Origin of the sequence: Novipirellula caenicola, assembly GCF_039545035.1 — a bacterium.
Lineage (GTDB): Bacteria > Planctomycetota > Planctomycetia > Pirellulales > Pirellulaceae > Novipirellula > Novipirellula caenicola.
Map to the genome: position 1 here is coordinate 91,285 of NZ_BAABRO010000014.1, position 20,224 is coordinate 111,508.

At 54.4% G+C, this 20,224-nt stretch carries 13 protein-coding genes; 11 read left to right on the forward strand and 2 right to left on the reverse strand.

Annotated features, from left to right (window positions below; genetic code table 11):
- Positions 1 to 95 precede the first annotated feature (95 nt).
- Positions 96 to 884 (reverse strand): ABC transporter ATP-binding protein, encoded by a 789-nt coding sequence (locus ABEA92_RS23020; protein ID WP_345686743.1) that lies wholly within the window; start codon positions 882 to 884, stop codon positions 96 to 98.
- A 322-nt stretch (positions 885 to 1,206) separates the two neighbouring features.
- On the opposite strand from ABEA92_RS23020, the gene ABEA92_RS23025 reads away from it, so the two are divergent.
- Entirely contained in the window at positions 1,207 to 4,149 is a 2,943-nt protein-coding gene (locus tag ABEA92_RS23025; protein ID WP_345686623.1) for an ABC transporter permease, read from the forward strand.
- Between the two features lie 2,449 nt (positions 4,150 to 6,598).
- Here ABEA92_RS23025 and ABEA92_RS23030 read toward each other — a convergent pair.
- Entirely contained in the window at positions 6,599 to 6,916 is a 318-nt protein-coding gene (locus ABEA92_RS23030; RefSeq protein ID WP_345686625.1) for a helix-turn-helix domain-containing protein, read from the reverse strand.
- A 118-nt stretch (positions 6,917 to 7,034) separates the two neighbouring features.
- Between ABEA92_RS23030 and ABEA92_RS23035 the strand changes: the two genes are divergently transcribed.
- The 10 genes from ABEA92_RS23035 to ABEA92_RS23080 all read left to right on the forward strand — a co-directional run bounded on the left by ABEA92_RS23035 (position 7,035) and on the right by ABEA92_RS23080 (position 20,194).
- The gene (locus ABEA92_RS23035; protein WP_345686627.1) at positions 7,035 to 8,609 is read left to right on the forward strand and encodes a type I restriction-modification system subunit M; all 1,575 of its coding nucleotides are present in this window, start codon (positions 7,035 to 7,037) and stop codon (positions 8,607 to 8,609) included.
- Positions 8,609 to 10,009: a restriction endonuclease subunit S gene (locus ABEA92_RS23040; RefSeq protein ID WP_345686629.1), complete on the forward strand. Its 1,401-nt coding sequence runs from the start codon at positions 8,609 to 8,611 to the stop codon at positions 10,007 to 10,009. Before ABEA92_RS23035 ends, ABEA92_RS23040 begins: the two co-directional genes overlap by 1 nt.
- A 65-nt stretch (positions 10,010 to 10,074) precedes the next feature.
- A complete protein-coding gene (locus ABEA92_RS23045) occupies positions 10,075 to 11,610 on the forward strand; it encodes an AAA family ATPase (protein ID WP_345686631.1) in 1,536 nt (511 codons plus the stop codon).
- A gap of 1 nt (position 11,611) precedes the next feature.
- Positions 11,612 to 12,448: an HNH endonuclease gene (locus ABEA92_RS23050; protein WP_345686633.1), complete on the forward strand. Its 837-nt coding sequence runs from the start codon at positions 11,612 to 11,614 to the stop codon at positions 12,446 to 12,448.
- A 36-nt stretch (positions 12,449 to 12,484) separates the two neighbouring features.
- Positions 12,485 to 15,781 (forward strand): type I restriction endonuclease subunit R, encoded by a 3,297-nt coding sequence (locus ABEA92_RS23055; RefSeq protein WP_345686635.1) that lies wholly within the window; start codon positions 12,485 to 12,487, stop codon positions 15,779 to 15,781.
- The gene (locus ABEA92_RS23060; RefSeq protein ID WP_345686637.1) at positions 15,778 to 17,760 is read left to right on the forward strand and encodes an ATP-binding protein; all 1,983 of its coding nucleotides are present in this window, start codon (positions 15,778 to 15,780) and stop codon (positions 17,758 to 17,760) included. Before ABEA92_RS23055 ends, ABEA92_RS23060 begins: the two co-directional genes overlap by 4 nt.
- A 379-nt stretch (positions 17,761 to 18,139) precedes the next feature.
- Positions 18,140 to 19,177, forward strand: a complete 1,038-nt coding sequence (locus ABEA92_RS23065) for a hypothetical protein (RefSeq protein WP_345686639.1) — start codon at positions 18,140 to 18,142, stop codon at positions 19,175 to 19,177.
- Positions 19,178 to 19,250: 73 nt separating this feature from the next.
- Positions 19,251 to 19,442 (forward strand): hypothetical protein, encoded by a 192-nt coding sequence (locus ABEA92_RS23070; protein ID WP_345686641.1) that lies wholly within the window; start codon positions 19,251 to 19,253, stop codon positions 19,440 to 19,442.
- Entirely contained in the window at positions 19,435 to 19,740 is a 306-nt protein-coding gene (locus tag ABEA92_RS23075) for a helix-turn-helix transcriptional regulator (protein WP_345686643.1), read from the forward strand. The genes ABEA92_RS23070 and ABEA92_RS23075 overlap by 8 nt, the downstream gene beginning before the upstream one ends.
- Entirely contained in the window at positions 19,724 to 20,194 is a 471-nt protein-coding gene (locus ABEA92_RS23080) for a hypothetical protein (protein ID WP_345686645.1), read from the forward strand. The genes ABEA92_RS23075 and ABEA92_RS23080 overlap by 17 nt, the downstream gene beginning before the upstream one ends.
- The last annotated feature ends 30 nt before the right edge of the window (positions 20,195 to 20,224 follow it).

Consider the following 20,224-nt stretch of genomic DNA (forward strand, 5'->3'; position numbering starts at 1 on the left):
CTCGACTCCATAATCCTTCATCGCGTTAGCCAAAACGGCTAACACGCCGAAAAACACCTGCGTACTTACTTATTGGCGGTCGTTTCGTCTCTGGTCTATACAGTGCCCCCTGTTTCGACCAGCAGGGGTGGCTGACGGACGATTTCTTGGTAGTGGGCTGCCAACGACTGGGCATCCTCGTGACCACTCGTCGCAAACCGTTGAACCAACATCCCATCCTTCAATACGACAACCTCGTCGGCCCATACCGCCACGCTCGGCTCGTGGGTCACGATGACCATCGTCCGTTGCTGTTGGTCGCACAAATCACGCAGCAGCTTGCAAAGCGATTCGCCGGTGACAGAATCGAGACTGCCGGTCGGTTCATCCGCAAACAGGATGGCGGGATTTGTGATCAGCGATCGGGCAATCGCGACACGTTGCTGTTCGCCGCCGCTAAGCGCATCGGGTCGCTGGCCGAGTCGGTCGGACAGCCCCAGCTGGTCCGCCAACTCACACACCGCCGCGTCATCGATGGATTTGATGCCGGCGGCGTACAGTGGGAACAGGATGTTGTCATACGCGGTGAGCGACGGGATCAGGTTGAATGCTTGAAAAACGATCCCAATCCGCTGGCGACGAAAGTGTGTCAGGCGACGATCCGAAAGCGACGCAAGGTCTTGGCCGTCGATACGAATGGAACCGCTGGTCGGCCGAGTCAGTCCGCTCATCAGATGCAGCAAGGTGCTTTTGCCTGAACCGCTTGCTCCCATGATGGCTACGAATTTGCCGGACTCGACACAGAGGCTGACATCGCGAAGGGCATGCACCTCCGCTGCACTCTGACGATACGTCTTTGAGACGCGCTCGACAAGCAACGGAGCCGATTGGCAATCGTGGTTCATGGATCCACCGACCTGAAAATAGTTGGGGTTTGTTTGGCGAAGCGTGAGAACATAGACGCAGCAAGGGAACGCATCAACAAGCGACGAAAGATTCGCCAGGCACGGTGGTAAATTCACCGGCGAGGCAGCCTCGGCGCGATGGATTGAACGCCGTTTACACGGAGTCCAGCCGTCATCGATGGCGCGGCCCGGCGTTTGCATTGCCGCGGTAATCGTCGTGTCCAGCGGCGATGTTTCGCAAGCGAAACCTGCGACGCAGTGATCATGATCACGATATCGACGCACTTTTTTTCAAGCACCGCACAATACGAAAAGCAACCGAATGAGCAGTTTTCGGCTGATTGTCAAACTTGTCGTCGCACCGATGCGACGTTCTCCTGGTCGAGCGATCGTCACCGCACTCGGCGTGATCGCAGCGACTTGCGCCGTCGTGTGGGTGGTCAGCGGCTACGACGCGCTCGTCTCGAACTTTGATGAGAATGCCGACAAGTATCTCGGGCGTTACGACGTATTGGTAATCGCCAGCGATGGTCCGCCGGGGGCACCTGCGACCGTGATTGATCGTGAATTGATCAAAGCCCTCGAGCAGGACGCGGGTGTTTTGGAAGTGAACCCGGTCAGCAATTATCGAGTGACAGCGACTCGGGTTTCGCGTGACTCCGATGCCGAGGTTGCCAAAACGTCGCTGGGGTTGTTGGTCGGCGATCGGCCGCCGGTCAATGGCGCACCCCCGATCGGACCGACCCTCGTCAGCACGCCCGCAGCCGAATCGCCGTACGAAATGACCAGCGGACGGTGGCTTGGGGCGGATCACGAGACCGAATCAGCGGTGGTCGCGAAACAGGTTGCCAAAGAGATGCAGCTGTCGGTCGGCGACGAGGTCCAAATCACCACGTTTGGCAATCAAGTGCGATTGCGTGTCGTTGGCATTGTCCAGCAAGTTACCGAGATGCCAGCGCTCGGCGGCGGACGTGATGGCAACAAACGTGGGCGAAGCGAGTCCGATGAGGTGGAATCGGGATTGGTATCGTTACGCCCGCCCCGTGACACGGCGACGTCCAGCCGAACGCAACCCGATCCGCAGAACCAAATCGGAATCCCCAGCGGATTTGGCATGGGCGTCGCCACCAATGCCATCTACGTTCGCCCCGAGATCGCAGAGAAGATCAATGGTTATCCGGCGGATCCGCGGGTGCTGCAAGTCGCCTTGCGTGATGCCGTCACGATCTCGCAATTTCGAGAGGTTTGGAGCGAGAGATTGGCCTTGCAGTATCCTCCGCTACGATTGGTTGACTTCGAAGCGGTGCGTCGCGGGATGGCTTCGAGTCGCTCGGTGTCGGGACAGCAATCGCAGGCCTGGGCCGCCACCGGGATGGCCACCTTGGCCGCGATCTTTATCATCTTTTCGACGCTCAGCATGGGGGTGACCGAGCGGGCTCGCGAGCTTGCAATGCTTCGTGCGGTCGCGTTGACCCGCATCCAGGTTGCTGGCGTCATCGCAGTCGAATGTGTGTTGTTGGCAATGATCGGCTGGGTCGGCGGGTTGTTTGCCGGTGGGGTGATGGTGATGGTGGGCAGCCGCATTTTGCCAGGACTGTTCAGCTCAGGAGCGGTGTTGGGGTGGACGACGGTCGGTTTGACCGGATTGACGGTGGTGGTCGGCGGCTTTGCCGCGGCGATCCTACCGTTGTGGCGTGCGATCCGAATCGAACCACTCGGTGCGATGGCAACGCTTAGGGAACTGCCTCGCTATCGTTGGTGCGTTACGATGGACATCATCGGAGTCGCACTGTCGGCCGCGACGCCGATCACGGTGTTTGCATTGCCAATGTCAGACTCGTGGCGAAGTTGGTGTTATTCGTTCGTCACTTACCCGATGCTGCTACTGGGCATGATCCTGCTAGCGCCCGCGATCGTGGTCGGATCGGAACACGTCTTCGGCCGCTTCATCACGATGATACTCAGGTTGGATGGGCGAATGTTGAAGACGCAATTGTCCAGCAATCTATGGCGCAGCGTCGGCGCGACGCTGGCATTGTCGGTCGGCTTGGGGCTGTATGCCTCGACACAAACCTGGGGCTATTCCATGTTGGTCCCGTTCACTCCTGGTGATTGGTTGCCTGACGCGATTGTCGCGTTTCATCCCCTTGGTTTGGCAGCGGAAGATGAACCCATGGTCGCAAAAGTCGAGGGGGTAAAGTCTGACCAGGTGATGCGACTTGCGATCGAACAAGCACAATTCGACTGGGGTGACGACCAACCGCCGAGCCGTTTACGGTTTGGCGACAACGGAATCATCTGCGGGCTTGATCCGCATAAAGCATTTGCCACCGCCAATCCAATGTTACCGGTCACCTTCGTCGCGGGTGACAAAGCTGCGGCGATCGAAGCTATCGCCAGTGGACGAGGCTGCGTCGTTTCGGAAGATTTTTCGATGGCCACCGGGCTGCATTTCGGCGACGTCGTGACCTTTATCCCGCCTGCGGCGGAAACAGAACGCGTGGCCTATCGAATCGCGGGCGTCGTCTCGCTGCCCGGTTGGCAATGGGTGACTAAGTTTTCCGGAGTGCGTCGGCACTTTGTCCGCACGGGAACGCTGTTGTTTGCGAATTACAGTGACGTTCATCGCGACTTTCATCTGAATCGCAGTGAATTCTTTTGGGTGAACCTCGAGCCAGGAGCCAAGCTGGCCGCGGTCGAACGCCAGTTCCAAGCGATTGCCGAGCGACGCAGCGGAGAAACTTTTACTGCGGACGCGGTTGGCGACGTCAAAGCCTATCGGCCGTTTGCTCGAATGACTGTGACGGAGAACGTCGAGCGAGCGATCAAGATGCGAGCCGACGGGATGATTTGGGGGATGAGCTACCTGCCGTTGGTGACGTTAGCCATCATGTCACTGGCGATCGTCAACACCATCATCGCATCGGTTCGTTCACGCACCTGGGAATTTGGCGTGATGCGTTCGATTGGCGTTACCCGTGGGCAATTGATGCGGCTGGTGTTGGCAGAAAGCCTGCTGATCGCGTTGGCGGCTTGTTGTCTGAGTTTGACCTTTGGACTGATCGCGGGATGGTGTGGCGTCGGCATGGCACAATTCGGCGGATGGTTTGCCGGGCCGCCTTCGTTCTTGATCCCATGGGGTCAGTTGTCGATCGGGTTCGCCATGACGATCACGCTGTGCGTTTTGGCCGCATTGTGGCCTGCGTTCAAAACCGGGTTGGCCGAACCGCTTCACCTACTGCAATCCGGCCGTGCGCAGCGATGAAGTCAGGAACTTGACGCTTCGCCGGGCAGGCAATTCGGTAGCGGAAGTCGTCAAGACTTTCGTTGCGTCCTGAGCCGTGACGCGTAAGCGGCCGGGTCTCGCAGGTGACGTCTTGAAACGACGTTGACGCTGCGTTTTTCTCCTTCCTAGCTTGTTTTGGCGAGGTCCGCGCGAGCGACAGCTTGCTCGGGGGTTTGAGATCCAACGTTCAATCTAGCCGCCACGAAGCCCTCACCGGAAAACTCGCTGAAGGCTCATTTTCCGACCCTCCCCGCTTCGCCGGGCGGGTGAATTCGGTAGCGGAAGTCGTCAAGACTTTCGTCGCGTCCTGAGCCGTGACGCGTAAGCGGCCGGGTCTCGCAGGCGACGTCTTGAAACGACATTGACGCTGCGTTTCCCTAATTCGCAAACATAATATGGCCAGGTCCGCGGGAGCGACAGCTTGCTCGGGGGTTTGAGATACAACGTTGAAACTAGCCGCCACGAAGCCCTCCCCGGAAAACTCGCTGAAGGCTCGTTTTCAGACCCTCCCCGCTCCGCCGGGCGGGTGAATTCGGTAGCGGAAGTCGTCAAGACTTTCGTTGCGTCCTGAGCCGCGACGCGTAAGCGGCCGGGTCTCGCAGGCGACGTTTTGAAACGACATTGACGCTGCGTTTCCCAAATTCGCAAACATGATATGGCGAGGTCCGCGCGAGCGACAGATAGCTCGGGGTGTTTAAGATACAACGTTCAATCCAGCCGCCACGAAGCCCTCCCCGGAAAACTCGCTGAAGGCTCGTTTTCCGACCCTCCCCGCTTCGCCGGGCGGGTGAATTCGGTAGCGGAAGTCGTCAAGACTTTCGTTGCGTCCTGAGCCGTGACGCGTGAGCGGCCGGGTCTCGCAGGCGACGCCTTGAAACGACATTGAAGCTGCGTTTCGCAAATTTGAGAACATCTTTTGGCGAGGTCCGCGCGAGCTACAGTTTGCTCGGGGTGTTTAAGATACAACGTTCAATCCAGCCGCCACGAAGCCCTCCCCGGAAAACTTGCTGAAGGCTCGCTTTCCGACCCTCCCCGCTTCGCCGGGCGGGTGAATTCGGTAGCGGAAGTCGTCAAGACTTTCGATGCGTCCTGAGCCGTGACGCGTAAGCGGCCGGGTCTCGCAGGCGACGTTTTGAAACGACATTGACGCTGCGTTTCCCAAATTCGCAAACATGATATGGCGAGGTCCGCGCGAGCGACAGATAGCTCGGGGTGTTTAAGATACAACGTTCAATCCAGCCGCCACGAAGCCCTCCCCGGAAAACTCGCGGTAAGCTCGTTTTCCGACCCTCCCCGCTTCGCCGGGCGGGTGAATTCGGTAGCGGAAGTCGTCAAGACTTTCGTTGCGTCCTGAGCCGTGACGCGTAAGCGGCCGGGTCTCGCAGGCGACGCCTTGAAACGACATGGACGCTGCGTTTCCCTAATTCGCAAACATGATATGGCGAGGTCCGCGCGAGCGACAGATAGTTCGGGGTTTAAGATACAACGTTCAAACTAGCCGCCACGAAGCCCTCCCCGGAAAACTTGCTGAAGGCTCGTTTTCCGACCCTCCCCGCTTCGCCGGGCGGGTGAATTCGGTAGCGGAATTCGTCAAGACTTTCGTCGCGTCCTGAGCCGTGACGCGTAAGCGGCCGGGTCTCTTAGGCGACGCCTTGCAACGACATTGACGCTGCGTTTCCCTAATTCGCAAACATGTTTTGGCGAGGTCCGCGCGAGCGACAGCTTGCTCGGGGTTTGAGATACAACGTTCAATCTAGCCGCCACGAAGCCCTCCCCGGAAAACTTGCTGAAGGCTCGTTTTCCGACCCTCCCCGCTTCGCCGGGCGGATAAAATCGGTAGCGGAAGTCGTCAAGACTTTCGTCGCGTCCTGAGCCGCGACGCGTAAGCGGCCGGGTCTCGCAGGCGACGTTTTGAAACGACATTGACGCTGCGTTTCGCTAATTCGCAAACATGTCTTGGCGAGGTCCGCGCGAGCGACAGCTTGCTCGGGGTGTTTAAGATACAAGGTTCAATCTAGCTGCCACGAAGCCCTCCCCGGAAAACTCGCGGTAAGCTCGTTTTCCGACCCTCCCCGCTTCGCCGGGCGGGTGAATTCGGTAGCGGAAGGCCACTACCGGCACGACGAGGGAACAGGGAGCACGCCCAGTAGGCGTAGAACAATCGCCTAAAACACGGGGAAAAACGCAGTCCGGCGTCTCGGCGGTGTCCGTGGCGGTGTCATTCACGCACGGGGACGGCGAAAAATCGAACGAGCTATTAGCCATCTGGAAAGGTTTGGACGTACCATCACGCGACAACTTGATGGAGGTGGCGAGAGAACTGGCGAGTCGATCGAACTAGAGTTACTCAACGCAACGCTTCTGGAAGCAATACGCCCGCATCAGGCTCCCTTTGCCGTCCCCATTAGTAGGGAATAGCCTATTGAGGTCACAAAGAGGCGATCAGTTGATCCAGGGTCTGGTCGTTGAGTTCTGCGAGCCTGCGGAAGGCGTCTGGACGCTCGCGTAACCGCTTTCGGATCGACGCTGGGACTTTGTCAGCCAAAAGCATTAGCTCCTCTTCATCGGCTTTCAGGGCCGATGCTAAGCGACGAATCAGTGCCTCGGAGGGATATTCTCCGAAATCGAGCCGTTCGTTTTCCACTTTGCTCAAATATGTATAGCTAACTCCTGCCTCGGGCGCTAGCTCTCGAAGTGTGAAACCCTGGATTTTACGTAGTTCTCGCACTCTTTGCCCGAATGTCATCGTTTGTATCTCCCTCTGCTTGCTGGTCGATTTCACCGGTCGTAGACTGTTTGCTGTATTTAGGCAACAAGCCCCGCAGAATTGCGGAATGTGTGACCGATGGAACTAGCAAGATAACATGGCAAACAACCACACCGACACCGAAAAACGACTTTGGGAGGCCGCCGACGAATTTCGTGCCAACTCCAATCTCAAGTCTTCGGAATACGCGGTCCCCGTCCTTGGGTTGATCTTCCTGCGATATGCCGATCATCGATTCACGATCGCCGAAAAGGAACTCAAGGGCAAAGGCACCGGGCGCCGCAAGATCGGCAAGGAAGACTATCAGGCCAAAGGCGTGATGTTCGTGCCGCCGGAGGCTCGGTTCTCGCACCTGCTCTCCTTGCCGGAAGGGGAGAACATTGGCAAGGCGATCAACGAAGCGATGAAGGCGGTCGAGGCCGAGAACGTCGACCTCAAGGGCGTCCTGCCGCGAACCTACACCAAGATTGACAACGCCATTCTTGTCTCGCTGCTGAAGAACTTCTCGCAGATCGCGATGGATGCCGAAGGCGACACGTTCGGCAAGATTTACGAATACTTCCTCGGCAACTTCGCCCGTGCCGAAGGACAACGGGGTGGTGAGTTCTTCACGCCGACCTCGCTGGTCAAGCTGATCGTCGAGATCATCGAGCCGTACCACGGACGCATCTACGACCCGGCGTGTGGATCGGGCGGTATGTTCGCTCAGAGTGCCGAGTTCATCAAAGCCCACCAGAACAATCCCTCGGTGGAAATCTCCTGCTACGGTCAGGAGCGAGTCGGGGAGACGCGGCAACTGTGCATGATGAACCTCGCCGTGCATTCGCTGTCCGGCGACATTCGCTTGGGGAACAGCTACTACGAAGACCCCCACGACAGTCTCGGCAAATTCGACTTCGTGATGGCCAATCCCCCGTTCAACGTGGACAAGGTGGATAAGGAGAAGATCAAAGACGATCCCCGCTACCCGTTCGGGATGCCACGGGCCGACAACGCTAACTACCTCTGGATCCAACGGTTTTACAGCAGCCTCAGCGACACGGGCCGAGCCGGTTTTGTCATGGCGAACTCTGCCACCGATGCTCGCCAGTCGGAGATGGAGATTCGCAAGCAACTACTCCAGTCGCACGCCGTCGATGTAATGGTTGCCATTGGTCCGAACTTCTTCTACACGGTGACGCTCCCTTGCACGCTCTGGTTCTTTGACAAAGGCAAAGCGAAGACCAAGCGAAAGGACCAAGTGCTGTTCATCGACGCCCGGCACACGTTTCGGCAGGTGGACCGGGCACACCGCAAGTTCAGCCCCAAACAGATCGAGTATCTGGCCAACATCGTGCGGCTGTATCGGGGTGAGAAGCCGGAGTTCGTGGCGGGTGAAGATGAAGACATTCCCGGCGACGACCCGGATTTGAAAGCCACCTTCCCGAAGCTGAAGTACGCGGACGTGGCGGGACTTTGCAAAGTCGCCACGCTGGCGGAGATCGAAGAACAGGGCTGGAGTCTGAATCCCGGTCGGTATGTCGGCGTAGCGGATCGTGAGGAAGACGATTTTGTCTTTGCCGAGCGACTGGAAGAACTGAACGAAGAGTTGGAGGTTTTGAACAGCGAAGCGGGGGAACTGGAAGAGCGAATTGCGAACAACGTCGCCAAGTTGTTGGAGGAGGCGACGTGATGGCGACAGGGCAAGAATTCATTGATTCATGTCACGAACTGCGGCAGGGGATAACGGGCCGCAAAGTTCAGAAGCCCGTCCCGATGATGCCTTTGGATTTGCCCGACCTGCCAGAGTCGTGGACGTGGACGAGCTTGTCCTCGCTCTGTGAGCGAGTGTCGGTCGGGCATGTTGGTCCAACGTCAGAGTTCTTTTGTGAACCCCCTGATGGCATTCCGTTTATCCGTTCTCAAGATGTGCGTCCGGGTAAACTCACGTTGGCCAACGTTGCTCACGTCGTCGAGCCTTTTCATGACAAGCTAAAGAAGTCCCAGCTTAAATCTGGGGACATTCTAATCGTGCGAGTGGGAGCGAACCGTGGCGATTGTTGTGTCGTGCCGGACGGCGTTGGCTCACTAAACTGTGCGAACATTGTATTCGCACGACCTTTGATACCGAACCCATTTCTGGGGTTCTACTTCAATAGTGGTTTTGGACAGTCGCTTCTCAGTTCGTTAACGACTGGCTCTGCACAAGGTGTGCTGAATACTCAGTCGATCGCAACCATACCCGTCCCTGTTCCGCCCATTCGCATTCAACGGAAGATCGCTTCGATCCTGTCGGCGTACGACGATCTGATTGAGAACAACACTCGTCGGATTGCCATTCTGGAAGAGATGGCTCAGGCGATTTACCGGGAATGGTTCGTCAACTTCCGCTTCCCCGGCCACGAAAACGTCAAGCTCGTCGATTCACCACTCGGCCAGATTCCTGAGGGATGGGAACCAACGAAGCTAAAGGACATCACGACAAAGATCGGTAGTGGGGCGACACCGAGGGGCGGAAAAAACGCTTACAAGGACAGCGGAATGACTCTCATCCGCAGCTTGAATGTGTATGACTACAACTTCCAAGAAAACGGGCTGGCATTCATCGACGACGACCAAGCTGCACAACTTGACAATGTTGCCGTCGAGAAACACGACATCCTGCTGAACATCACCGGTGCGTCCGTCGCACGTTGCTGCATGGTGCCTTTTCACCTACTTCCGGCAAGGGTCAATCAACACGTTGCGATCATTCGTACTGACAAAGAAATTGCCGATCCATTTTACGTGTTAACCGCTATTAACTCTGACCGGCACAAGAAGCAACTCCTCTCGGTTGCTCAGGGCGGAGCAACACGGGAAGCACTAACGAAATCAACAATACAGAATTTCGAGTTGGTCCTTCCCACTGCAAAAATAGTTGCAGCATTCGGCAAGATTGTAGGCGAGATGTTTGATGAGCGGGAAATCTTGCACCGAAAGAACGAAAACCTCCGCACGACCCGTGACCTGCTGCTCCCCAAACTGATCTCCGGCAAGCTGGACGTGGAAGACCTCGACATCGACGTGGGCGTCGACTCCACGCCGGACTAGTTGCGTCGTAACGGTGAACCGGGAAAAACGATGGGAATTTGCAGTAAGTAGTTAGGCAATTAGCAATGAAATATCAAGTCATAAGTTCATTCAAAGGCATCAAGCCAAAGCCTAATTACGCTTACCTTGTAGAAGACACATGGGATGACTGGTTCGAGTTTTCGACTCAATACGGATTGTATGTCTTCGATTCTAAATCAGAACGTCATCAAATTGGGGACGTCAAGATCGGTCAATACCGAATGAAAGAAGATCAACGGCGTCCCAATATCAGCTCGAAATTTGACAGCCTTGACAAACGGTTCTTTTCACTTGGTCAAGATGCAAGTTATTACGAAAATCTAAACACGCTCAAGCCAGAAGTTCGGACCAAAATTCTAATCGATTTGAACGACTTAGCCTTGAATCCCACAGAAATTAATCGGGCAAAACGAGAAAGAGTCACAACTAGGTCGTTGCTTCGGTCCATCCCAGTTGCAACTGTAAGGAACCAATTTCACCGCATGACAAAGGGAGGGGCCCGACTTACAAGATACGATTTTGCATACACGCCCGCCACGAGAGCAGGAACCAGACCATTGCCAGTTGCTTTGCAATTTAATGTAGTTCCTGAATCAAATCCTCCGAGCAATATCCACGTATTGATTGGCAGAAACGGCGTTGGCAAGACGCACACGCTCTCGCAAATGACGAGTTGTCTTGTTGGGAATTCATCTGGCAAATCTTCGGGTGCATTTATATTCAATGAAGACTTTGGTTCATATTCAAACAGCTTTGCAAACTTAGTTTCAGTTTCATTCAGTGCCTTCGATTCGTTTATCCCACCAACGAACGCGCAGGAAAAAGAGAGTGAGACTGAATATTGTTACATTGGGCTCAAGAGATCGACTGGAGGGAAGTACTCAGGTCGTCCGAAGAGTCCGCAGATGCTTACAAACGAATTTGTCAAAGCGATCTTTGAATGCATGACGGGTGCAAGGCAGGAGCGTTGGCAAAATGCACTCCAAACACTTGAAGCAGACCCAATCTTCAAAGAAGCAGATGTCGCGTCTCTCGCTACTTTTAGCGAAGACCAGGAGTCTTTCAAGAGTCTGGCCGAAAAACTGTTTGAAAAACTAAGTTCGGGTCACAAAATCGTCTTATTGACTATGACGAGACTCGTTGAAACTGTCAGTGAATGCACACTCATCTTACTGGACGAACCAGAGGCGCATCTGCATCCTCCGCTTCTATCGGCTTTTATCCGAGCGTTGTCTGATCTTTTGACTAATCAAAATGGCGTCGCAATTATTGCGACTCACTCACCAGTTATCCTTCAGGAAGTTCCAAGCAACTGTGTTTGGAAGCTACAACGCACTGGATTCGCCCTAAAAGCTGAAAGACCGGAATGCGAAACATTTGGTGAGAATGTAGGAGTGTTAACAAGTGAAGTTTTCGGACTCGAAGTTACGCACTCTGGTTTTCACAAAATGCTTCGCGAAGCTGTTGATAAAGGGCTTAGTTACAAGGCAATACTTCGGAAATTTGATGATTCACTTGGTGGTGAGGCGAGAGCAATCGCAATGTCCTTAACGGCTCTACGTGATTCTAAGGAAGATTAAGTTGACAACGCTCGCAATTCCAGATGACGACGCGATTGACGTCTTTCGGACGTGTATCAGCAAAGTGCGTGACAAAGACCTTAAAAATCGCTTGTCAGAAATCGAATATCTGATTGCCAAAACCGCAGCGGAGTATCGCAAGAAAGCGGAAGCAACCAAGCTCTTTAGGCTAAAACCTATGCACTGTGCGGGCGATGTAAAAAAAGACGAACTTACAAGCGTTTACACATCACGATTCGCCTTGAAAGGATCGCCAGGTAGGCATATCTACGACCGATTAAAGAATGCACCGGCACACGGGCGGTGCCCGTTGTGTTGGCAGCGAACCGTTGGGACGTTGGACCACTACCTACCGAAAGCTGAGTTTCCCATCTATTCGGTGTTACCAATCAACCTAATTCCAGCTTGTATCGACTGCAACAAACTAAAGTCGGACGAAGTACCCAGAAAAGCAAGCGAGCAAACAATTCATCCGTATTTCGACAATTTCGAGGATGACAGATGGTTGGTTGCTTCGCATAAAGAGGATGATCCGTACACAGTGCGCTTTTCGACTGACCCGCCGGATAAATGGACGAGCATAGCGAAGAAGAGACTTCAGAAACACTTCCAGACTTTCGAATTGGGCGTTCTGTATTCGTCGCATGCTGCTGTTGAAATCGAGGGAATTATCCCTCGACTCAAGAACATTAAACGCATCGCGGGAACATGCGGAGTTAAGACACATCTACACGAAGAATGGGAAAGCCGACTCAACGCACGGACAAACTCTTGGCAAACTGCACTTTATTGCGAGCTGTCTTCCAACAAGTGGTTTTATTCTGGCGGTTTTGAGTAATCAGAATCCGAAAGCGAAATTAAGGTTTGGGTGACTATGAGTACCGACTACTCCGAAGACACGCTCGTCGAACAACCGGCCATCGCCCTGTTCTCAGAACTCGGCTACGAAACGGCTAACTGTTTCTACGAAAAAGTCGGCGCCAGCGAGTCGACGCTGGGACGGGAAACCACCGAAGAGGTCGTGCTGGTTCCGAAGCTGCGAAGTGCCTTGCAGAAGCTGAATCCCGATCTGGACAGCGAGGCGCTCAATCTAGCCATCGAGGAACTGACCCGTGATCGCGGGGCGATGAGTCTGGTGCAGGCGAATCGTGAGGTTTACAAGCTGCTCAAAGATGGCGTGAAAGTCACTTTCGAGAACGACGAGGGCGAAGAGACCGACGAGACGGTACGCGTCATCGACTGGAACGATCCCGAGAACAACGACTTCTTTCTCGCCTCGCAGTTCTGGATCTCATCACCGAGCGGCATCTACAAGAAACGTCCCGACCTGATCGGCTTCGTCAACGGTCTGCCCCTGATCTTCATCGAACTCAAGAAGAGCCACGGCAAGATCGAACATGCCTACAAACACAACCTGAAAGACTACAAGACCACGATTCCGCAGGTCTTCTGGTACAACGCGCTGGTCATCCTGTCCAACGGCTCGCAGGCCAAGGTCGGCAGCATGACGGCAGGCTGGGAACATTTTGCCGATTGGAAACGCATCAACTCCGAGGGCGAACACGGCGTCATCTCGCTGGAGACGCTGATCCGAGGCACCTGCGGCAAACAGCAACTGATTGATCTGGCCGAGAACTTTACGCTGTTCGACGAATCCAAGGGGGGCGTAACGAAAGTCACCGCCAAGAACCACCAGTTCCTCGGGGTGAACAATGCTGTCGATGCGCTGGCGGAGATCAAAGAAAACCAAGGCCGACTGGGCGTGTTCTGGCACACCCAGGGTAGCGGCAAGAGTTTTTCGATGGCGTTCTTTGCTCAGAAGGTCTTACGCAAGCTCACCGGCAATTGGACGTTCGTGGTCATCACCGATAGGCAGGACCTCGACAAACAGATCTACAAGAACTTTGCCAGTACAGGCGTCGTGACCGAAGACTGCCAAGCCGAAAGCGGCGCCCACCTGAAACAGCTTCTCAGTGAAGATCATCGCTTCATCTTCACGCTGATTCAAAAGTTCGGAGTAAAGCCGGGCGAGAAGTTCCCGAAGCTGTCGGACCGCAGCGACATTATCGTGATGACGGACGAAGCCCATCGTAGCCAGTACGACACACTGGCGCTGAACATGCGGAACGCGTTACCCAACGCCGCGTTCATTGGCTTCACTGGAACACCCTTGATGGCGGGCGAAGAGAAAACCAAAGAAGTCTTCGGTGACTACGTAAGCATCTACAACTTCCAACAGTCCATCGAGGACGGTGCGACGGTACCGCTGTTCTACGAAAACCGGATACCCGAACTACAGCTGGCCAACGAGAATTTCAAGGAGGAATTGGAGACGTTGGTCGAGAAGGCGGAACTGGACGAATCACAACAGAAGAAGCTGGAACGAGAATTTGCCCGCGAGTATCACCTAATCACTCGCGACGACCGACTCGAAAAGGTTGCCGAAGATCTGGTGTCGCACTTCATGGGCCGCAAACAAAGCGGCAAGGGCATGGTGATCTGCATCGATAAGGTGACCGCCGTGAAGATGTACGACAAGGTGCAGAAGTACTGGAAGGCGTATCTTGGCGGACTGAAGGCCCAGCTAGCAGCAATGCCCGGTCTAGCCAGCACCGCCTCCGGAGCGACCGTCACGGGACGAAGCGAGGGGCTTTCGCTGGCCGCGGAACACCCTGCCGATTTCAACGCCGCCAAGCGTCAGGAGTTGCAGCGACAAATTGATTTCATGGAAGAGACCGACATGGCCGTGATCGTGTCGTCGCAGCAGAACGAGATTGAGGACTTCAAGGCGAAGGGGCTCGACATCGAGCCGCACCGAACACGGATGGTCAAAGAGGACATGGAGACTAAGTTCAAAGAACCCGACGATCCGTTCCGATTGGTCTTTGTCTGTGCGATGTGGTTAACGGGGTTTGATTCGCCATCGGTCTCGACGATCTATCTTGACAAGCCGATGAAGAACCACACGCTGATGCAGACAATCGCACGTGCAAATCGCGTCTTCAAAGACAAACACAATGGTTTGATCGTCGATTATGTGGGGGTGTTCCGCAATCTGGAAAAGGCGTTGGCAATCTACGGTTCGACCTCAGGTGGAGGCGTGGAGCCCGGAGAATGCCCGATCGAGAAGAAAGAGGAACTGGTCGAAGACTTGCGACTCGCCATCGCCGAAGCGGTCGATTTCTGCAAAGAACGAGGCGTGGATCTCGAAGCGATTCTCAAAGCAGAAGGCTTCCAGAAAATCGCGTTCCTGGATGAGGCGGCGACGAGCTTGGTTGACCGAAAGGTTGCCGATGCCATCGACGACGCGGTGGAACAGGTCATCGTGAATGATGATTTAAAGAAAAAGTACCTGTCGCTCGCCAATCAGGTCATCCGACTTTTCAAGGCGATCTTACCGGATCCATCGGCAAATGAGTTCTCGCCGATCAAGACGTGTCTGGCCGTACTGGCGGAGAAGATTCGCAGCTTCAGCGAGGAAGCCAATATTGATGACATCATGGGAGCGGTGGGGGATCTGCTGGACGATTCGATTGCCACCAAGGGCTATGTCATCCATGCGACGGAAGCCACGTCATTGCTCGACCTGAGCCAGATTGATTTTGATGCGCTGAAAGCTCACTTTGAAAAAGGCCGAAAGCGGACCGAAGCCGAGAATCTGAAACGCGCCGTCGGTGCCAAGTTGACTAATATGGTCACGCTAAACAGGACCCGCACGGACTTGATGGAGAAGTTCAAGAAGCTGATCGACGAGTACAACAAGGGACTCGACGTCAATGGTTTCTTCGCGAAGCTGACCGACTTTGTGAAGGAGCTTAGCATGGAAGAGCAGCGTGGCGTTGCAGAGCAATTATCCGAGGAAGAGTTGGCTCTATTTGACCTTCTGACCAAGCCTGAATTCGATATCACGCCAAAGGAAAAGGCGGAAGTGAAAAAGGTAGCTCGGATGCTGCTGCAAACCTTGAAGGAAGCCAAGCTCGTGCTCGATTGGCGAAAGAAGCAGCGGACCCGAGCCGACGTCTACACGACTGTCAAAACGATCCTCGACGAACTGCCGCGAGCCTACACACCAGAGCTGTATGAGCAGAAATGCGACACCGTATACCAACACATCTACGACAGTTATCAGGGCGAGGGACAGGGAATTTACTCGATTGGGTACACTAAATGAATGTACCGCTGAAAACGATCGAAGTAGGGATCGAACCGGATGCTTTGGAGAAAATCACAAGGGTTTCGGTAGACTTGGCTCTCGAGGAGCTGATTTGGAATGCGATTGATGCAGAGGCGTCAAAAATCGACGTCGCTTTTACCCGTAATGAAATAGACGGTATCACCGAAATCATCGTGTCTGATGACGGACACGGGATTGCAGTCGATGACACCGAAGCAATCTTCGGAAGCATAGGTGGATCTTCTAAACGGTTGCGACGTCGAAGTCCGAAACTTGACCGCCCATACCATGGAAAGGAAGGACAAGGAAGATACAAGGCTTTCTCGCTTGGGGGGCAGATTGAGTGGAAGAGTCGCACGTTGCGGAATGGGAGTGTGCAAGCATTTTCAGTTATTCTTGAGAAGGGACAATTGAAGTCTGCCAGGATAGGCCAGCCTGTCAGTGTGGATGGTCAAACAGGTTGCGAAGTAGTCATCAGACAAGTTCACAACGCGGTTTCTGGCCTAGACAATCAGTCAAGGCTGTCGAGTCTCACGCACCGGCTAGCGCCTTTTTTGATGGCTAATTCCGGCATCCGTATCAAGTACGACGGCGAGTCGCTTGATATTGGAAATGCCGTTACTCGAAACGAGTTACTGGAAATCAAAGACAAGGGAACCGGGGATGAAGCTCCATTGGACTTTAAATTGCGAATTCTCGAATGGAATAAAGCGAGAAAGGGAAGCCTTTTTTGGTGCGATGAACATGGAGTAGCTCTTGATGAAACCCCTCTCGAAATGAAAGGCGTCCGTTTTCCATTCACTGCCTATATTCTTTCAGACGAGATCCGCAGTCTTAGCGATGGTGGTGGTTTGGCGCTGGGGGATCTCAGCCCGACAGTTCGTCGATTCAAAGATCTTGCGCGGGGAAATCTGAAGAACTATTTCCGGACACGTCAGGCAGAGGAGGCCCAACACGTAGCCGATAGAATCCGTGGTGAAGGGATTTACCCTTATTCCCATGTTCCCAAGAATCCCGTCGAGAAGGTTGAGCAGCAAGTATTCGACATCTGCGCCGCAACTGTTCACGAATTCCTTCCTCAGTTTGACAATGCGGACAAGAATTCCCGGCAGTTCACGTATCGTTTGCTGAAGGAGGCATTAGAGAACAATCCATCCAATTTAAACCTCATATTTAAAGAGGTGTTAAAGCTATCCGAGGAACAGCAGGAGCATTTGGCCCAGCTGCTGAAAAAGACCAGTCTTGGAGCGATTATTACCGCCGCCAATACAGTCTCGGATCGACTTGCCTTCATCAATGGTCTAGAGCAGATACTTCACAAAAAGACCATCCGAACCCGCCTGAAAGAACGCACTCAACTTCATCGAATTCTTGTTGAGGAACTTTGGCTTTTCGGAGACCAATACACACTCGGCGGCGATGATGTCAGCTTAAAAACAGTATTGGACACCCACCGTGACGTTCTTGGTTTGGCGCCACTAGACAAGCAGACAAAGCAGGGAATTACCGAGTTGGCCGATGTTCCTGATCTCCTCCTTTGGCAACAGTACCTTCGACGAGGAAAAGAGGAATTCGAGCATTTTGTGATAGAGCTAAAGCGACCGCTCGTAAATGTTTCACAGACCGAAATTGGTCAGGTTAAGCGATACGCAAGCAAAGTGGTCAACAATAAGTACTTCGACAAAAATAAGACAAGCTGGAAGTTTGTTGTTCTCAGCGATGGAATTGCCGAGGACGCCAAAGCTGACGTCCATCAACACAATCGTGAACCAGGACTCGTGACCAGTTCGCCCGACTATGAAATTTGGGCATTGACGTGGGCACAGGTCATTCAGGCTGCAAAGGTCAGGCTCGCCTGGATTCAGGACAAGCTCGAACTTACCGTCAGCGACAACTCTGAAGGTATGGAATATCTTCGTGAAAAATTTGGGCATCTGCTCCCCGAAGAAGCCCTGGAAAACAGTGACATTAAATAATCGCAATAGCTTACCGCTGCGCAAATCAGGTTACATTGCGATTGCCCCGTGATATTCATATCGACGGGATGACCTCTGTCATCGATCGAGACGCGACAAAAGGCCAATCGGGCGTAATCTATCGAGTTGGCTATCCGATACGTTAAATCGCCGACAGGACGTATCAGGACCAATCAAACGGGAAAATGCCCTGGACAGTGGCTCTTTTGTCAAGACAATTGCCTCTGTGGACTGATCTCCACATCTAAACGAATTGCTGTCCTGATCCGACGGCGAATGTGGGTAAGCCGCTGATCCCGGCCGAGCGATCTAGCCGAGTGGTGCGACACCTTGCGCTCACTCGGTTAGATTGGCCCTTCAAGCAAGCAAGGTGATTCTGATGGCTGATGACAAATCTGTAGATTTGGAGCTTCGCCAGTTAACTTGGCGAGACCTCGCTGCCGACGCATATAAAACTGCGGAACGCGTCGTGAGCTCGCTGTCGAAAAACTGCATGCTGGAGCCCAATGTCAGGTGCACGCGAGACGGTAAGCCGTTGTCGATCGACGAGATGGCTGAGCTATTCCAAGAGCAACTGGATCGGCTGGAATGCCAGTACGCTTACTTTCAGAGCATGTTTGGTCGCATGGGACCACTGCTAGACGACATGGACGAATTCACTATTCCGGCCCACCCCGTTTACTACTCTTGGTACCCAGGGATGGAAAACTTCATCGTCCCTGAGTCGGAATATCGAGCCGCATGGCAGGCAATCGCCGACGTAGAGAGTCGCATTGCGTTTTGGAACCTGCTGGCCCCCGACCACTATCGTGAGGCAAGCTACATCGCCGAGAAGCCGGAGTCAGAGCGAACACCGCAAGAGATCGACCGATTGCAGCGATACCGAGACCGCCAATCTAACAATCCATTCCACCCCCATATCAAGAAGCTGATTCTCGATAGGCTGCGAAAAGAGCAGGCTCTAATCAGAAAGAGCTTTGCCATCGGGCTGGCTGGTGAGCTACCCCCGCCTGCCACGGATCCGGTGTACGACATGCGACCGAAGCGCGAAGTGCCGCCCAAGGCGGATGAGTCGATCGGCGATGACCCGGATGAGGCCACACCAGAAACGCCAGAAGAGAAGAGGCTGGTCGCATTGCGCGATTTTGCAAGGCACAAATGGTCGGTCGGTACAGACAACCATCGGCTGGCGAATTCAGTAGCGAATGGTGTGACTGACTACGGCGATATCCTGGATGTGTTAATCCCGGGTGTCGATCGATCAGCCCAAACAAGGCGATTTGTTGCCGTCAAGAACGTCATCAACGATGCGCTGCGAGAGAACAAAAAGAACATGCACATCGACAAAGACGGCGCGAATGATGTGAGGCTCTATCATGGCTATCAGAAGAAAAAAGCAACGAAAAGAAAGTCCTGATAACTCTATGGGATGATTCTGATAACTCGCTCGCCATAGCATTCCCCCATCACGCCACAAATGGAGGAAACCAATGGCGAAAAATCAGAAAACCGGATGCGATATCGTATCGATCCCAAGCGAGCAGACGCTCCGATCCAGACTCAGGATCATAGTCGCCGAGGCAAAGCGGCTTGAGCTACTGATTAGGACTGCGGCAGAGCTTGAACGCATCGAGATAGAGGCACACACCCCCGAGTCGAAGGAGGTGGCCCACGATGTCTAATCCAAAACGCGCGACAGTGATCGAATCCGTCGACCTCCATGAGCTGATAGCGGCTATCTCTGCCAGCGTCGTCGAGGCCCTGCAGCCCCTACTGTCCAAGTCGTCCAAGCCATCGCTGGAGGACGGTGACGGCATGGCCGCCCTGCTGGGTGTGTCGAGGCCGACCGTCGATCGTAAAAGAGCAGCCGGAGAGATCCCCAGCATCACGATTGGGAGTCGGCGGCTAAATCAGCCTGATGCCGTTATCGCGGCACTCGCCGCCGCAAGCGAAAAAGGGGGTGATGGCCATGCTGACTGACCACACCCCCAAGCAAAATCGCTCTGGCAGGCGACAACACTCACATCATAGCGGACGATCAGACCGAGCCCAGTCCGAAAATGGAGCAAGCTCGAACAAGATCGCCGGACGCGTGGGTGAGATCGCACGACAGGTAGCCGAGATGGCGGCGGCCGACCGTCTGGCGATACGACTGGCTGAACATCGACGCCGACGCCAGCTACTGACCGAGCAGGGCTGTACGGACGATGAGATCGACCGCATCGAGGACCTGCGTTTGGGCGCCAGCTATCACGTGCTGTGCGCCATGGGGCAGTGCTCACGTCTCTGGATCGATGACGGCATGCTGCACGTCGAGGGCTCGCGAGCCGGACACTTTGTCAAGCGGCTGAGTCGATACAACCGCGTGCCTGATGGTCGCAAATGTAGTCTAGCTGCGGTCGTCTATCAGCGACTGACTGGGGGTGGGGCATGAGGACCGGATACATACGCCTTTACCGCGAGG

Excerpts from the sequence above, each read along its gene's own strand:
- ABEA92_RS23020 (WP_345686743.1), bottom strand. The coding sequence starts at position 884 with ATGAACCACGATTGCCAATCGGCTCCGTTGCTTGTCGAGCGCGTCTCA.
- ABEA92_RS23025 (WP_345686623.1), top strand. The coding sequence starts at position 1,207 with ATGAGCAGTTTTCGGCTGATTGTCAAACTTGTCGTCGCACCGATGCGA.
- ABEA92_RS23030 (WP_345686625.1), bottom strand. The coding sequence starts at position 6,916 with ATGACATTCGGGCAAAGAGTGCGAGAACTACGTAAAATCCAGGGTTTC.
- ABEA92_RS23035 (WP_345686627.1), top strand. The coding sequence starts at position 7,035 with ATGGCAAACAACCACACCGACACCGAAAAACGACTTTGGGAGGCCGCC.
- ABEA92_RS23040 (WP_345686629.1), top strand. The coding sequence starts at position 8,609 with ATGGCGACAGGGCAAGAATTCATTGATTCATGTCACGAACTGCGGCAG.
- ABEA92_RS23045 (WP_345686631.1), top strand. The coding sequence starts at position 10,075 with ATGAAATATCAAGTCATAAGTTCATTCAAAGGCATCAAGCCAAAGCCT.
- ABEA92_RS23055 (WP_345686635.1), top strand. The coding sequence starts at position 12,485 with ATGAGTACCGACTACTCCGAAGACACGCTCGTCGAACAACCGGCCATC.
- ABEA92_RS23060 (WP_345686637.1), top strand. The coding sequence starts at position 15,778 with ATGAATGTACCGCTGAAAACGATCGAAGTAGGGATCGAACCGGATGCT.
- ABEA92_RS23065 (WP_345686639.1), top strand. The coding sequence starts at position 18,140 with ATGGCTGATGACAAATCTGTAGATTTGGAGCTTCGCCAGTTAACTTGG.
- ABEA92_RS23070 (WP_345686641.1), top strand. The coding sequence starts at position 19,251 with ATGGCGAAAAATCAGAAAACCGGATGCGATATCGTATCGATCCCAAGC.
- ABEA92_RS23075 (WP_345686643.1), top strand. The coding sequence starts at position 19,435 with ATGTCTAATCCAAAACGCGCGACAGTGATCGAATCCGTCGACCTCCAT.
- ABEA92_RS23080 (WP_345686645.1), top strand. The coding sequence starts at position 19,724 with ATGGCCATGCTGACTGACCACACCCCCAAGCAAAATCGCTCTGGCAGG.